Source organism: Gilliamella sp. Fer4-1 (assembly GCF_001690515.1).
Taxonomy (GTDB): Bacteria; Pseudomonadota; Gammaproteobacteria; order Enterobacterales; family Orbaceae; genus Gilliamella; species Gilliamella apicola_C.
This window is the reverse complement of the sequence record NZ_LZGZ01000134.1, coordinates 1-13,752: the sequence shown is the minus strand read 5'-3', so window position 1 is coordinate 13,752 and position 13,752 is coordinate 1. Positions and strand designations below refer to the sequence as shown.

General features: G+C 34.1%; 15 protein-coding genes. 9 read left to right on the top strand and 6 right to left on the bottom strand.

Features of this window, described 5'->3' with window-relative positions; genetic code table 11:
• Positions 1-85 precede the first annotated feature (85 nt).
• Both A9G30_RS04680 and A9G30_RS04675 read left to right on the top strand, forming a co-directional pair.
• Positions 86-388 (top strand): MerR family transcriptional regulator, encoded by a 303-nt coding sequence (locus A9G30_RS04680; protein ID WP_065567695.1) that lies wholly within the window; start codon positions 86-88, stop codon positions 386-388.
• 172 nt (positions 389-560) lie between these two features.
• Positions 561-1,052 carry a hypothetical protein gene (locus tag A9G30_RS04675; RefSeq protein WP_065588206.1) on the top strand — a complete coding sequence of 164 codons (492 nt, stop codon included), beginning with the start codon at positions 561-563 and terminating at the stop codon, positions 1,050-1,052.
• Between the two features lie 508 nt (positions 1,053-1,560).
• Here the strand turns inward: A9G30_RS04675 and tolC are convergent.
• Positions 1,561-2,907, bottom strand: coding sequence for an outer membrane channel protein TolC (gene tolC, locus A9G30_RS04670; RefSeq protein WP_065567697.1), 1,347 nt, complete (start codon positions 2,905-2,907; stop codon positions 1,561-1,563).
• 138 nt (positions 2,908-3,045) lie between these two features.
• Between tolC and nudF the strand changes: the two genes are divergently transcribed.
• Positions 3,046-3,675, top strand: a complete 630-nt coding sequence (gene nudF / locus A9G30_RS04665) for an ADP-ribose diphosphatase (RefSeq protein ID WP_065567698.1) — start codon at positions 3,046-3,048, stop codon at positions 3,673-3,675.
• 166 nt (positions 3,676-3,841) lie between these two features.
• On the top strand, positions 3,842-4,672 hold the full coding sequence (gene cpdA / locus A9G30_RS04660) for a 3',5'-cyclic-AMP phosphodiesterase (RefSeq protein WP_065588205.1): 831 nt from the start codon (positions 3,842-3,844) through the stop codon (positions 4,670-4,672).
• Between the two features lie 54 nt (positions 4,673-4,726).
• On the opposite strand, the gene cls is transcribed toward cpdA, so the two are convergent.
• From cls to fldA, 5 genes are all read right to left on the bottom strand, one after another.
• Positions 4,727-6,190: a cardiolipin synthase gene (gene cls, locus A9G30_RS04655; protein WP_065588204.1), complete on the bottom strand. Its 1,464-nt coding sequence runs from the start codon at positions 6,188-6,190 to the stop codon at positions 4,727-4,729.
• Between the two features lie 5 nt (positions 6,191-6,195).
• Positions 6,196-6,651, bottom strand: coding sequence for an acyl-CoA thioester hydrolase YciA (yciA, locus tag A9G30_RS04650; protein WP_065567701.1), 456 nt, complete (start codon positions 6,649-6,651; stop codon positions 6,196-6,198).
• 26 nt (positions 6,652-6,677) lie between these two features.
• Complete coding sequence (locus tag A9G30_RS04645) at positions 6,678-7,220, bottom strand: inner membrane-spanning protein YciB (RefSeq protein ID WP_065588203.1); 543 nt, start codon at positions 7,218-7,220, stop codon at positions 6,678-6,680.
• Between the two features lie 67 nt (positions 7,221-7,287).
• A complete protein-coding gene (gene fur / locus A9G30_RS04640; RefSeq protein ID WP_065567703.1) occupies positions 7,288-7,746 on the bottom strand; it encodes a ferric iron uptake transcriptional regulator in 459 nt (152 codons plus the stop codon).
• A gap of 78 nt (positions 7,747-7,824) precedes the next feature.
• A complete protein-coding gene (gene fldA / locus A9G30_RS04635) occupies positions 7,825-8,337 on the bottom strand; it encodes a flavodoxin FldA (protein WP_065588202.1) in 513 nt (170 codons plus the stop codon).
• A 178-nt stretch (positions 8,338-8,515) separates the two neighbouring features.
• On the opposite strand from fldA, the gene sucC reads away from it, so the two are divergent.
• The 5 genes from sucC to A9G30_RS12635 all read left to right on the top strand — a co-directional run bounded on the left by sucC (position 8,516) and on the right by A9G30_RS12635 (position 13,531).
• Positions 8,516-9,685 (top strand): ADP-forming succinate--CoA ligase subunit beta, encoded by a 1,170-nt coding sequence (gene sucC, locus A9G30_RS04630; RefSeq protein ID WP_065588201.1) that lies wholly within the window; start codon positions 8,516-8,518, stop codon positions 9,683-9,685.
• A 27-nt stretch (positions 9,686-9,712) separates the two neighbouring features.
• Positions 9,713-10,585 carry a succinate--CoA ligase subunit alpha gene (sucD, locus tag A9G30_RS04625; RefSeq protein WP_065567706.1) on the top strand — a complete coding sequence of 291 codons (873 nt, stop codon included), beginning with the start codon at positions 9,713-9,715 and terminating at the stop codon, positions 10,583-10,585.
• A 98-nt stretch (positions 10,586-10,683) separates the two neighbouring features.
• On the top strand, positions 10,684-12,255 hold the full coding sequence (locus tag A9G30_RS04620; protein ID WP_065588200.1) for a cytochrome ubiquinol oxidase subunit I: 1,572 nt from the start codon (positions 10,684-10,686) through the stop codon (positions 12,253-12,255).
• Between the two features lie 19 nt (positions 12,256-12,274).
• Positions 12,275-13,411 (top strand): cytochrome d ubiquinol oxidase subunit II, encoded by a 1,137-nt coding sequence (gene cydB, locus A9G30_RS04615; protein ID WP_065588199.1) that lies wholly within the window; start codon positions 12,275-12,277, stop codon positions 13,409-13,411.
• Positions 13,412-13,420: 9 nt separating this feature from the next.
• Positions 13,421-13,531: a cytochrome bd oxidase small subunit, CydX/CbdX family gene (locus A9G30_RS12635; RefSeq protein ID WP_141671992.1), complete on the top strand. Its 111-nt coding sequence runs from the start codon at positions 13,421-13,423 to the stop codon at positions 13,529-13,531.
• The last annotated feature ends 221 nt before the right edge of the window (positions 13,532-13,752 follow it).

Here is a 13,752-nt window from a genome sequence, read left to right as displayed (position 1 = left end):
ATAGTTTTTAAATCAACATAATTTGTTGTACAATATAATTTAATCGATAAAATATAAAAAAATAAACGATGAAAAAGGTTTTATTATGGAAGATATCTCTGCTAAAAATGCATATGATGACTTTTTATCAACCGTGATTGTTGGTATTGGAGAGGTTTCTGAGATGACAAAAATTCCAGTTAGAAAATTACGATATTGGGAAGAAAAAGGCATCATTAAAACGGTTGATCCACAATCTAAGTCTCGTCAATTTGATTTAGCGAATATAAAAAAAATTGTTTTAATTCAAGAATTGATGGAAGATGGATATTCATTGGATGGTGCAGCCAAAAAAGTTGAAGATAGAATTGCAAAAATAGAATCGTTAATGAATCTAATTCAAATGTAATTGTGTGTATATTGGTTTTTATATTGTAATAATATTAATTCAAGTTCTATTCATTAATTAGTTTTATAATTTATTTTCAATATGGGTATTTTATTATTTTGCTTATTAATTGTTGACTTTATTAAGTTTCTTATTGATAGGTTTTTATTAATAAGCATTTTTTGGGATAAACATGATAAAACCGATATCTAATATTACATTAAAACCGCTACCTAAAAGCAAAAGAGGTAAAATTAGCTCGCTTGTTGAAGTTGATGGTGTTTGCTATGATGAAAAACTAGAAGGTCGCTATTTAGAAATGGCTTTTAGCTATGATGACTGTTACGTTTTAATTTTTGTGACGGAAGATGGTGGTCCTTGGGAAGAAGTTTTATTCATCTATCTACTTGATTCAAAAAACTACCATATCGTTGATCGTGCCAAAATTGGCGGTGGAGCATATGCTTGGCTTAGCGCTTGTGGGCTTTGGAATATTAAAATTTTATCGGATCATACATTAAGTTTTGAATTTATGTCGTTTGAGGGAACTGATGGTTGGTTACTTAAACTTTTTAAAAAACCTATAAAAACCTTTCCGTTTACACTTAGAAACCTATTTCATGTCTGGCGTCCAATTTCATTTAAACGCCATTTTTTAATCGAAGTAAATAAAAAGCCACTTTAAATCGATATACTATATTTCTCTTTCTTTATACTGAAATTGGCAATCAAAATAACGATTGCCAAAACTCATTTTTGTTAAAATTAATATTTTCGATTGAATATTGCTAGTAAATTCATTATTTTCTTACTTTTGGTTTTCTGACGGATTTCCTGAATAAGAAAATAGGCTATCTTTTAGTGAAAAAGAGAAATCTTTAGTATTAATCTCACCAATAACTTTGTTGCTATCGTATAAAGCCAGTAAAAAATTGGCGATTTGCTTTGCTGTATGGTGCTAGGTAAAACTCTCATCATTATTGTATTGACTGATATTATTGGCTTTTCACCAAATTCGGTTTTCGTTACAGCCCAACAAATCCTTTTGTTATTAATTGACGTTAGCTTGTTTTAATTCCTGCGCAAGCCCTTCAGTAAAGACTAGATCTGAAGTGGTAGATATTTTTTTAGTGACATAATAAAAAAAGGCGGTTTATTCGCCTTTTAAACAGTTGTCATAACAGAATTAATGATTATTTTATCGTAGCTAAAGTACTAACTTCTTTACCTAGCATATTGTTTAAATAAACTAGATCATTAGCTGTTAAGGTCCCCACAGCATATTTTAATTGTAGCAAGCTAGTTAAATAATTATATTTTGCATCAGATAGGTTTCGTTTTGCACTATATAGCTGTGTTGTCGCATTTAATACATCAACAATTGTTCGTGTTCCAACTTGATAGCCAGAATTAGTTGCTTCTAATGAACTTTGTGCAGAAACCACAGCTTGTTGATAAGCTTTGATTGCACTAATTGATGATGAAATATTATTGTATGATGAACGTACTTGATTAATCACGTTTCTGTTGGTGCTTTCTAATTTTTCGCTAAAGCTGACGTAATTTTGTTGTGCTTGTTCGACCTTAGACATTGTTGCACCACCTGAAAAGATAGGCAGATTAACACTAACACCAACATAATTATTCCCAGAATAAGATTTACCACCACGCCCACCAGCTGCTACATTATTACCATATCGGTCAGTTTTATTAAGATTTGTTGATGCATCTAAATTTGCTGTAGGTAAATGACCTGATTGAGAAAGTTTGATCTGTTCACGTGCAATATCTTGATTTAACTTCATGGTGAGTAAATTAAGATTAGACGTTTCAGATTGTTTTAACAATGTGCTGATTTGCGTTGGATTTTCTGTTCTAAAGGTATTGGTGTTAACGCTTGCTAAACTAGAATAAAAACGACCGCTCACTTGACGTAAATCTTCTATTGCATTGTTTAGATCATTTAAAGCATTAACTTGTTGCGCAACGGTTAGATCATAGTTTGCTTGAGCATTTTGTACATCAGTAATTGCAACTAAACCGACTTGGTGTTGTTGACGAGTTTGTTCTAACTGACGCCCAATTGCTTTTTTTTGTGCATCAATAAAGCTCAATGCATCCAGTGTTTTTAAAACATTAAAGTAGGCAACAGAAGTATTTAATATCAATGTTTGCCCTTGATATTGATAAGCAATATCAGCAACGCTTGCTTGCTTTTTAGTAATATCTAAGCCTTTCCAATTTGAAAAATTAAAAATACTTTGCGATACGGCTACTTGATATAAATTTCCGCTTTTAGATTTTACGCCACTGGTATCTCGCCGACCATGCGTTACACCATAAGAAGCACTCAAACCTATTTGTGGCAACAAACTTGCCCGAGAACCTGAAATGGCTGCATATGCTTTATTTTTTTCCGCTAATGAGCTGCGTAGATCTGGGTTGGTTTCTTTAGCTTGTTCATAAACTTGTATTAAATTTTCAGCGAAAGCAGATTGGCTTAGCAATAATCCAATTAAAAAAGTTAAGGTTTTTTTCATTAATCTTCTCTTTGAAATCATTAAAATATAGTATCATCTCTAATAGCGTAATTTTAACAGATAATTAGCATATAGTAAGCATTGTTTGTATGCTATTCGCACTTTTTATTCAAATTCAGTTTACAATCGAGAATTTATATGAAAATTAAACATAATCCGGTAAATTTTAACAAAAATGATATCGTTAATTTAACTAAACGAATTTTGTATAAAGGTTTTTTTTCTTTATTTGAATACCGTTTTCAATATCGCAAGTTTGACGGCTCAATGAGCGAGGTTGTCACTCGTGAAATTTTAGAACGTGGAAATGCGGTTGTACTTTTAGCTTATGATGCAAAGCGTGATAAGGTGGTACTAATAGAACAAGTTAGGATTGCTGCTATTGAAACTCAAGACAGCCCTTGGATGTTAGAGCTAATAGCTGGTATGATGGATCACGAGAATGAATCCTTAGAAGATGTAGCAAGGCGTGAGGCAATGGAAGAGGCGGGAATCACTATAGGTCGATGTAAACCTATTATTAGTTATTTAGCCTCACCCGGCGGTTTAACTGAACAATTGCATATATTGGCTGGTGAAGTTGACTCATCAACAGCTAAGGGGATTCATGGCCTTGCCGAAGAGAGTGAAGATATTAAAGTCCATGTCGTAAGCCGTTCTCAAGCTTATCAGTGGATTGAAGATGGAATAATTAACAATGCAGCATCAATTATTGCCCTTCAATGGTTGGAGCTTAATCATCAGCTATTACAAAATGAATGGAAATAACTTTTTATAATTATGTTTAATTATTCCTTTCATAGACGGGTGATTTATTTCACAGTTTAATATAATAATATGATTTATAAAGGTATTTTACTTTCAATCACAATACCTATTTTATTGCTGACATTATTAACCATAATTATAGATTAATAAATAATTGAGGTAAATTTTGGGGTCATTTTTAGAGCTTCAGACCCGTAATAAAAATTACGGCAAAATATTACATATAACTGATACCCATCTTTTTGCAGAAGATAGTGGCTCGTTGCTTGGTATTAATTCTAATGCTAGTTTTTTAGCTGTTATCGATGACATAAAGAAAGGCAATAGGCAATATGATTTAATTGTGGCAACAGGTGATTTTGTGCAAGATGGCTCTAAAAAAGCTTATGCTCGTTTTGCTGAACAAATAAATAAATTTAACACTCCATGTGTATGGTTGGCTGGCAATCATGATAATTATGCTCATATGCAAGAAATGTTTGCAAACTATCAACTTGCTGATAATAAAATCGTACTGTTGGGTGATAACTGGCTGACAATTCTATTAAATAGTCAAGTTGTTGGTCAGGCTTATGGCTTCTTACACGAATCTGAACTCGAATTTTTGCACAACACCTTAACTGAACATTCTCATAGATATGCGTTAATTTTTTTACACCATCATCCCATTTATTCAGGTTGCCATTGGTTAGATCATCATATTTTAAAAAATTATGAGCAATTAGAAAAAGTTATCCAAAAACATCCAAATGTAAGAGGACTAGGTTGGGGACATATTCATCAGAAACAAGATTATGTTTGGCATAAATGTAAGGCATTCTCAACGCCTTCAACTTGTTTCCAATTTAAACCGGAATGTTATGATTTTCAATTATCAAGTGATGATGCACCTGGTTGGCGAGAAATTACGCTTAATACCAATGGAACCATTGATAGTGAGGTTTATAGATTAAAGAACAACCGCTTTTTACCTGATATTTCTCAAAATGGTTATTAGTCAGTAGCAATATTGCTAGCAATCATAGATGTAGGCTTAACACTAGCCCAATAGTTATAGTAAAGGGGCAAAAAAGTAAAACAGTCTCTCAGTTACACGTTGCCATATAGGCCGTTGGTTCCATGTTTCGGCCTTTATTTGATCTGAATTAGATAAATATTTCTGTAAAAGATCGGCTAGTGAATTAGCAAACTCTGCATCATCAATTACAGTGGTAATTTCAAAATTAAGCCATAAGCTACGCATATCTAAATTAACAGTACCAACAAGGCTGAGCTGGTTGTCAATTAAAACACTTTTAGTATGTAATAAGTTATCATTGAATTGATAGAGTTTTACCCCGCCATTTAATAATTCAGAAAAAAAGGCTCGACTTGCCCATTTGACCATTAATGAATCATTATTTTTGGGAATGATGATAATCACTTCGACCCCTCGCTGTGCTGCGGTGCATACAGCATGTAAAATATCATCACTTGGTACTAAATAAGGTGTAGTAAAAATAATTTGCTCTTGTGCTGAATAAATTGCTGTTAATAGCACTTGATGGATCATATTTTCTGTATAACCTGGGCCAGATGGGATCAATTGCATAATGTGTTTTTTATCTTCTGGTGGCTCGGCAAAATCAGTAATTTGTGGTAATGCTAAATGTTTACCTGTTTCTAGCTCCCAATCACAAGCATATATGGCTCCCATAAGTGTTGTAACCGGCCCACTCATTCTTACCATAATATCAACCCATTCGCCAACATGTTTATTTTGTTTAAAAAAACGCGGATCAACTATATTCATGCTTCCAGTATAAGATATATAGTTATCAATAATAGCGACTTTTCGGTGTTGGCGTAAATCTAACCGTCTAAACATAAAGCGAAGCAAGTTTACTTGTAAAGCTTCGACAATGATAATGCCAGCATCGCGCATTCTTTTACTAGCGTTTGTTTGGATAAAATGCCGGCTACCAGCAGAATCAACCATTAATCGGCAAATTACGCCTCGTTTACTTGCTTGAATGAGCGCCTGCTCAACATCATCAGATCGCCCCCCCTCATTCCAGATATAAAATACCATTTCAATATTTGATGTCGCTTGGTTTATATCATCAATTAAACGGTCAAAAATGACATTGGTTTCACTCAACAATTCAATGTGATTACCATTAATACCATCAAGACCCGTCTGGTGCTTACAAAGTTGGAAAATGGATTTGCTAACTTGGCTTACGTTTCCAGTGAAGATATCAGAAAAGTCACTTATTCGGTGAATAAACTTGGAAATAGTTGGGCGCATTTTTTGAGCTCGTTTAACCCGTTGTTGCCCTAAGTGAGCTTCGCCTAGCGCAAAATATAAGATCACACCCACAAGTGGTAAGATATAAATAACTAACATCCATGCAATAACGTAAGTTGTTGGTCTTCGTTTAAAGACAATACGTAACGTCGTTGAAACAATGATCAACCAATAAACGAGGAAGATCAAAGAACTGACCAAAGCATGAAATGAGGTAAATTGCATACTTATTAGTTATTATTTAGGTTTAATTTAGTTATCGGATCCTTAGTTGAATCATAATGCTGGAATACCTCTGGTAATGGTTTGGGATTATTATGTTTGTCCACTGAAACATAAGTAAATACGGCATCTGTTATGCAAAATCGTTGTGTTGTATCAGATGTATCAATGACTTTTTTAACCCAAACTTCAATACCTATTGTGATAGATGTTTTTCCAGTTTTAATGCAATGTGCATAACAACAAACCACATCGCCCACCATGGCTGGTTTATAAAATGTAATACTACTAGCATTAACCGTTACTACTCGGTTTCTTGCGATCTCTTTTGATAAAATACCGCCTGCAAGATCCATCTGAGACATGATCCAACCACCAAAAATGTGCCCATGAGGATTGGTGTCTGCTGGCATTGCAAGCGTTCTAAGCACTAGTTGACCTTTAGGATTTGTATCTTGTGTCATGCTAAAATACCCTTTTTTATTATTTATTATTTGTTCTCTAAATCATTATTCATATTTTTATAGATATAAATACCTGATATCAACGATAACAGTAACGATGCACTCGGCAAAATAAATACTTTAAATATCCAAAAGAAATCATCTGTAGTGTAATAGGTTGCTACTAAACTTGTTGTGCCACATAGTATAAAAAAGACACCCCATAATAAATTTAATTTATTCCAAATAGTTATATCTAGCTGGATTTCTTTGCCAAGCATTTTTTGCAACAGATTTTTTTTGAAAATAAATTGACTAACTAACAAGGCTGCGGCAAATAAAAAGTTAATAATCGTGACTTTCCATTTAATTATATTAGGATCACGCATATAAAGTGTAAATCCACCAAAAACCATAACCATTAAATAAGATATCAACTCTACTTTATCTATTTTCCTATATAAGGCAAGGATTAGAAGAAAGCAGATTGTTGCAGTGATCATCAATGCTTGAACACCGACAAAGACATCATACATAGAAAGAAAAACAAAAAAGAACGCAAGCGGAACGAAGTTTAAAAGTTGTTTCATTGATTATTAGCCTAGCACAAGGTAAGTTATCATATTTTAAATGAATAAAAAGCCTATTGGAATAGGCTTATTTTTTGCGATGAAGTTCAGGGTGTGCCTTACAATTACCCGATTGACAATGCCCATAAAGATATAAACTATGAAAAGTTAGTTCAACACCATATTGCTCAGCAATTTCTTTTTGCCTTGTGTTGATAATGTCATCTCGAAATTCAAATACTTCGCCACAATCTAAGCAAATTAAATGATCATGATGTTGTTGTGTCGCCAACTCGAAAACTGCTTTGCCACCCTCAAAGTTATGACGAGTAACAATTCCTGCATCGTCAAATTGGTTTAAAACGCGATAAACGGTTGCAAGCCCGATTTCCTCTCCCATATCAATTAATTTCTTATACAGATCTTCCACGGTGATATGTTGACATGAAGGATTCCGTAATAATTCTAAAATCTTTAATCTTGGTAACGTAACTTTTAAACCTGCACTTTTGAGCGCCGCATTATTATCATTATCATGATTTGTCATATTACTTCCCATTAATTTGTTAATATCTTTCCATTATAGGAACTATATAAAGTAAATAAAAGAAATCATTTTAATAGATTAAATTTTCATTTCAGCTCGGACTTGATTTACCCAACTGTTGATGCGCTCTTCTGTTAATTCTGGTTGGCGATCTTCGTCAATAGCTAAACCAACGAAATGTGTATCATCAACTAAGCTTTTTGACGATTCAAAACTGTACCCTTCAATAGACCAGTTTCCAACAATTTTAGCGCCTTTAGGTTCGATAATATCGCGAAGAGTTCCCATAGCATCACAGAAGTACTCTGCGTAATCTTCTTGATCGCCACAACCAAAAATAGCCACTGTTTTACCACTAAAATCAATTTTTTCTAAATTAGGAAAAAAATCATCCCAGTCAGCTTGTGATTCACCATAGTACCAAGTTGGAATACCAAAAAATAGGTAATTATATTGTTCAATGTTTTCTTGAGTGGCTTTTGCAATATCGAAAACCTCAGCTTTATCACTACCTAAAATGAGTTGGATTTGCTTTGCTACATTTTCTGTATTGCCGGTGTCACTACCAAAAAAAATACCAACTTGTTTCATATTTGTACCTTTGTTATTTACGATATATAAATTTCTCTTAGAAGTATATCATTGTCATTTATTATCAGCAATGATTCTAAATCACATCAAACATAAGTTATTATTTGCTATACAATTTATTTATCTTGCATTAAAATTATCATCATTTTTATATTAACTTAGGCTGTGGAATTTCGTTATGAACCTGCACGAATATCAATCTAAATACCTTTTTAAGCAATATAATTTACCCGTACCGCAAGGATACGTTTGTAATTCGATTGATGAAATACAAGATACATTAGCCGAATTATCGTCAGAAACAGTCTCAACGCTTTTAGTCGCTAAATGTCAGGTTCACGCAGGAGGGCGAGGTAAAGCTGGTGGTGTTATTTGTACTGAAAACTATGATGAAATAAAGCAATTTGCTGAAAAATGGTTTGGGCAACACCTTGTTACTTATCAAACTACTGGTAAAGGTCAGCCTGTTAATAAGATTTTAATTGAAAAAGCATCTAATATTTATAAAGAGCTTTATTTGGGAGCAGTGGTTGATCGTAGTTCTAAGCGTGTAGTGATTATGGCTTCAACAGAAGGTGGTGTTGATATAGAAAGTGTTGCCGAAAAATCACCACACTTAATTTATAAAACTTTGCTTGATCCTTTAACGGGACCTTGTGCTTACCAAGGCCGTGAGCTTGCATTTAAATTAGGATTAACAGGCAAATTAGTTAATCAGTTTACAAAATTATTTGTTAATTTCGCTAAATTATTTTTAGAGAATGATGTTTCATTAGCCGAAGTTAACCCTTTAGTGATTACTAATTCAGAAGAATTAGTTTGTTTAGATGCAAAAATTGTTTTAGATGATAATGCCCTTTTTAGGCATCCTAGCTTAAATATTTTAAGAGATACAACTCAAGAAGATGAGCGTGAATCAATCGCAGCAAAACAAGGCATTAGTTATGTATCATTAAGTGGCAATATTGGCTGTATGGTTAATGGTGCAGGTCTTGCGATGGCAACTATGGATATTATTAAACTGCATGGCGGTGAACCAGCTAACTTTTTAGATGTTGGTGGTGGCACGACGAAAGAACGTGTTGCTGAAGCATTTAAGTTAATATTATCTGACAAAAACGTAAAAGCGATTTTAGTGAATATTTTTGGCGGTATTGTTCGTTGTGATTTAATTGCCGATGGTATTATTAGTGCAATAAAAGAAATAAGCCTTACCGTTCCTGTTGTCGTACGCCTGGAAGGTAATAATGCACAACTTGCCCGAGAGATTTTATCTAAAAGTAAATTAAATGTTATTACTGCAGAAAGTTTAATAGATGCGGCTCAAAAAATTGTTGCTGTTGCCTAGTAATAGGATGTATGGAGAATAGTTATCATGTCAATTTTAGTTAATAAAGAAACCAAAGTTATCTGCCAAGGCTTTACGGGTAGCCAAGGAACTTTCCATTCTCAGCAAGCGCTTGCATATGGTACCAAGTTAGTTGGTGGTGTGACACCAGGCAAAGGCGGTACAACTCACTTAGGTTTGCCTGTTTTTAACACTGTAAAAGAAGCGGTTGCAACAACCGGCGCAACTGCAAGTGTTATTTATGTGCCAGCAGCATTCGGTAAAGACTCTATTTTAGAGGCAATTGATGCAGGAATTAAATTAATTGTTTGTATTACTGAAGGCATCCCAACTTTAGATATGTTGATTGTTAAAGAAAAATTACAACTTAACAATGTAGTAATGATAGGACCAAACTGCCCAGGTATTATTGTCCCTGACGAGTGTAAAATAGGTATTATGCCAGGACATATTCACCGTGCAGGCTCGGTAGGGATAGTTTCTCGCTCTGGTACATTAACTTATGAAGCAGTCAAACAAACAACAGATATTGGTATAGGCCAATCTGTATGCGTTGGTATCGGTGGTGATCCTATCCCAGGTAGTGATTTTATTTCTATTTTAGCATTACTTGAACAAGATCCTAAAACTGAAGTTATTGTTATGATCGGTGAAATTGGCGGTAGCGCAGAAGAAGAAGCAGCTGAATATGTTAAAAAACACGTAACTAAACCTGTTATTGCTTACATCGCTGGTGTTTCAGCTCCATCAGGAAAACGAATGGGGCATGCCGGTGCAATTATTTCAGGAAATAAAGGTACAGCAGAAGAAAAAACAAAAGCATTACAATCAGCAGGCATTATAGTCGTAAAGAGCCTTACCGATATTGGTGATGCAGTAAAAAAACAAGCTAAGATATAGTTTTTTGATGTATATCAATTTTTATTCTGTAATTATCGGTGTATAATAACCGCCAATAACATAGAAATTTGTGAGCATTTAAGAATTAGGGAGCGTTTATGTTAGATATAGTAGAACTTTCACGCCTCCAGTTTGCACTCACGGCAATGTATCATTTTATTTTTGTACCATTAACGCTAGGTTTGGCGTTTTTGCTAGCAATTATGGAAACAGTGTATGTTGTTAGTGGTAAGCAAATCTGGAAAGATATGACAAAATTCTGGGGTAAACTGTTTGGTATCAATTTTGCCGTTGGTGTCGCAACAGGTTTGACCCTGGAATTTCAATTCGGTACTAACTGGTCTTATTATTCACACTATGTGGGAGACATTTTTGGTGCGCCGTTAGCGATTGAAGGTTTAATGGCATTTTTCTTAGAATCAACCATGGTTGGTTTATTCTTTTTTGGCTGGGATAGATTAAGCCGTGGTAAACATTTAATGGTGACTTGGTGCGTAGCGTTTGGTTCAAATTTATCAGCGCTTTGGATTTTAGTTGCTAATGGCTGGATGCAATTCCCTGTAGGGTCTGAATTTAATCCTATCAATTCCCGTATGGAAATGGCTAACTTTTTTGAGTTGATTACTAACACTGTTGCTCAATATAAATTTGTTCATACTGTTACTGCTGGCTATTTAACAGGCGCAATTTTTGTTTTAAGTATTAGCTCTTATTATTTGCTAAAAAAACGCGATGTTGCTTTTGCAAAACGTTCTTTTGCTGTGGCTGCTATGTTTGGTTTTATTATGTCAATTGCAGTTGCCATTATGGGCGATGAAGCAGGCCATGAACTCACAACCGTGCAACCAGTTAAATTAGCAGCAATTGAAGCTGAATGGGAAACTCACCCTGCCCCAGCACCATTTAACGTTATTGCATTTCCATCTCAAAAAAATAAAGAGAACTCATTTGCAATTGAAATTCCTTATGCAATGGGAATAATCGCTACTCGTTCGCTTGACACTCCAGTAAAAGGTTTAAAAGATATTTTAGCCAATAATGAAACGCGAATTAGAAATGGTATTTTAGCTTACAGTAACTTAGAAAAAATCCAACAAGGTAATCAAGATCCTACTGTACTTGAAGCTTTTGAAGCTAATAAAGCTGATTTAGGTTATGGTTATTTAGTTAAACGTTTTACTGATCGTGATAATTTAACTATACCTGAAGCAACAGAAGAACATATTAAAGCGGCAACAGAAGATTCAATTCCAACTGTGTGGCCACTATTTTGGGCTTTTAGAATCATGGTTGGTCTTGGCGGGTTAATGATCCTTGGCACTGGTTTTGCTTTATGGACAACTTATAAAAATAAAATTGGTGAAAAACGTTGGTTACATCGTTTATTGGTTCTATTTTTACCGTTTCCTTGGTTGGCCTGTGAATCAGGTTGGTTTGTTGCAGAATATGGTCGTCAACCTTGGGCGATCCAAGATATCTTGCCAACAGGTGTTGCTAATTCATCATTAACACCAGGGGAAGTATTATTCACAATGGTGCTTATTTGTGGACTTTATACCCTGTTCTTAGTTACTGAATTATTCTTAATGTTTAAGTTTACTCGCTTAGGGCCAAGTTCTTTAGGAACAGGAAACTACCATTATGAAAAAACACAACCAGTAACAGAATAGGACATAGGGAGTATACACAATGATTGATTACGAAATTATACGCGTCATCTGGTGGGTGCTGATTAGTGTTGTTTTAATCGGTTTTGTTATCACAGATGGTTTTGATATGGGTGTGGGTATTTTATTACCTTTTATCGGTAAAACAGATACAGAACGCCGTATTATGATTAATGCAATTGCTCCTCATTGGGATGGAAACCAAGTTTGGTTAATCACTGCTGGTGCAGGTATTTTTGCTGCTTGGCCAATGGCATATGCAGCATCATTTTCTGGATTTTATATTGCGATGATTTTAGTGCTTTGCGCACTATTTTTTAGACCAATTGGTTTTGATTATCGCAGTAAATTAGAAAATTCAAAATGGCGTAATCTATGGGATATCGGCATTTTTGCAGGTAGCTTTGTACCTGCATTGGTTTTTGGTGTCGCTTTTGGTAACTTATTAGAAGGCGTTCCTTTTAGATTCGATAATGCTTATCGTGTGTTTTATGATGGTAACTTTTTTGGCTTACTTAATCCTTTTGCATTATTAACGGGAATTGTGAGTTTAATGTTATTTGTTTCTCATGGTGGAACATGGTTACAAATGAAAACGTCAGGAGAGCTTTATTTAAGAGCTAGAACAGCGACGCAAATTGCTAGTTTAGTAATGTTAATTGCATTTGTTTTAGCTGGAGTTTGGGTTGCATTTGGTATTAATGGGTATGAAATTACGAGTGTAATTGATTATAAGGCAGCATCTAATCCATTAGCTAAAACAGTATCGACAGATGCAACGTGGTTAGCCAACTATATAAATTATCCTATTTTATGGATAGTACCTGTTTTAGGCGTGATGTTACCACTATTAACTATTCTTTTTTCCAGCCTAAATAAAAATGGATCCGCATTCCTTTCATCGATATTAACAATTGTTTGCGTTCTATTTACATATGGTATTGCAACTTTCCCATTTATTATGCCATCAAGCATTATGCCAAATGCAAGTTTAACGATATGGGATGCATCATCAAGTCAATTAACACTTAATATTATGTTTATTGTGGTTCTTATATTTTTGCCTATTGTTCTTTTTTATACAATTTGGTCATATATCAAAATGTTTGGAAGACTGGATAAAAATCATATCGAAAATAATAAACATTCTCTTTATTAAGGAACTAATATGTATTACGTTTTATGGTGTATAGGACTTATTGCTGCATGTATGTTATCAGCTATAGTCGGTTTATGGGTTGAACGAGATAGTGGTGAAAAAGAATCAAGCAACAAATAAACCAACATTAAATAATATAAGTTAAACAACAATAAAAAGGTGGCCATAGCCACCTTTTCTTAATTTTCTGATAGGGTTGTTGAAAATAAGCAATAAATGATAATTGTTTTCATTTGTGTTTTTTTATATCATGGTGCAGCGAATTTCATATTCAGTTATAATAATGTCAAATTCAGTTAGTGCTATTTAGATATGAAACAATTTAATTGGAATGCAAGAGT

Bases quoted from the DNA above. Each gene is read 5' to 3' on its own strand.
- tolC (WP_065567697.1), bottom strand. From the start codon at position 2,907: ATGAAAAAAACCTTAACTTTTTTAATTGGATTATTGCTAAGCCAATCT.
- cydB (WP_065588199.1), top strand. From the start codon at position 12,275: ATGATTGATTACGAAATTATACGCGTCATCTGGTGGGTGCTGATTAGT.
- nudF (WP_065567698.1), top strand. From the start codon at position 3,046: ATGAAAATTAAACATAATCCGGTAAATTTTAACAAAAATGATATCGTT.
- cls (WP_065588204.1), bottom strand. From the start codon at position 6,190: ATGCAATTTACCTCATTTCATGCTTTGGTCAGTTCTTTGATCTTCCTC.
- A9G30_RS04680 (WP_065567695.1), top strand. From the start codon at position 86: ATGGAAGATATCTCTGCTAAAAATGCATATGATGACTTTTTATCAACC.
- A9G30_RS04675 (WP_065588206.1), top strand. From the start codon at position 561: ATGATAAAACCGATATCTAATATTACATTAAAACCGCTACCTAAAAGC.
- fur (WP_065567703.1), bottom strand. From the start codon at position 7,746: ATGACAAATCATGATAATGATAATAATGCGGCGCTCAAAAGTGCAGGT.
- fldA (WP_065588202.1), bottom strand. From the start codon at position 8,337: ATGAAACAAGTTGGTATTTTTTTTGGTAGTGACACCGGCAATACAGAA.
- yciA (WP_065567701.1), bottom strand. From the start codon at position 6,651: ATGACACAAGATACAAATCCTAAAGGTCAACTAGTGCTTAGAACGCTT.
- sucD (WP_065567706.1), top strand. From the start codon at position 9,713: ATGTCAATTTTAGTTAATAAAGAAACCAAAGTTATCTGCCAAGGCTTT.
- A9G30_RS04645 (WP_065588203.1), bottom strand. From the start codon at position 7,220: ATGAAACAACTTTTAAACTTCGTTCCGCTTGCGTTCTTTTTTGTTTTT.
- A9G30_RS12635 (WP_141671992.1), top strand. From the start codon at position 13,421: ATGTATTACGTTTTATGGTGTATAGGACTTATTGCTGCATGTATGTTA.
- A9G30_RS04620 (WP_065588200.1), top strand. From the start codon at position 10,684: ATGTTAGATATAGTAGAACTTTCACGCCTCCAGTTTGCACTCACGGCA.
- sucC (WP_065588201.1), top strand. From the start codon at position 8,516: ATGAACCTGCACGAATATCAATCTAAATACCTTTTTAAGCAATATAAT.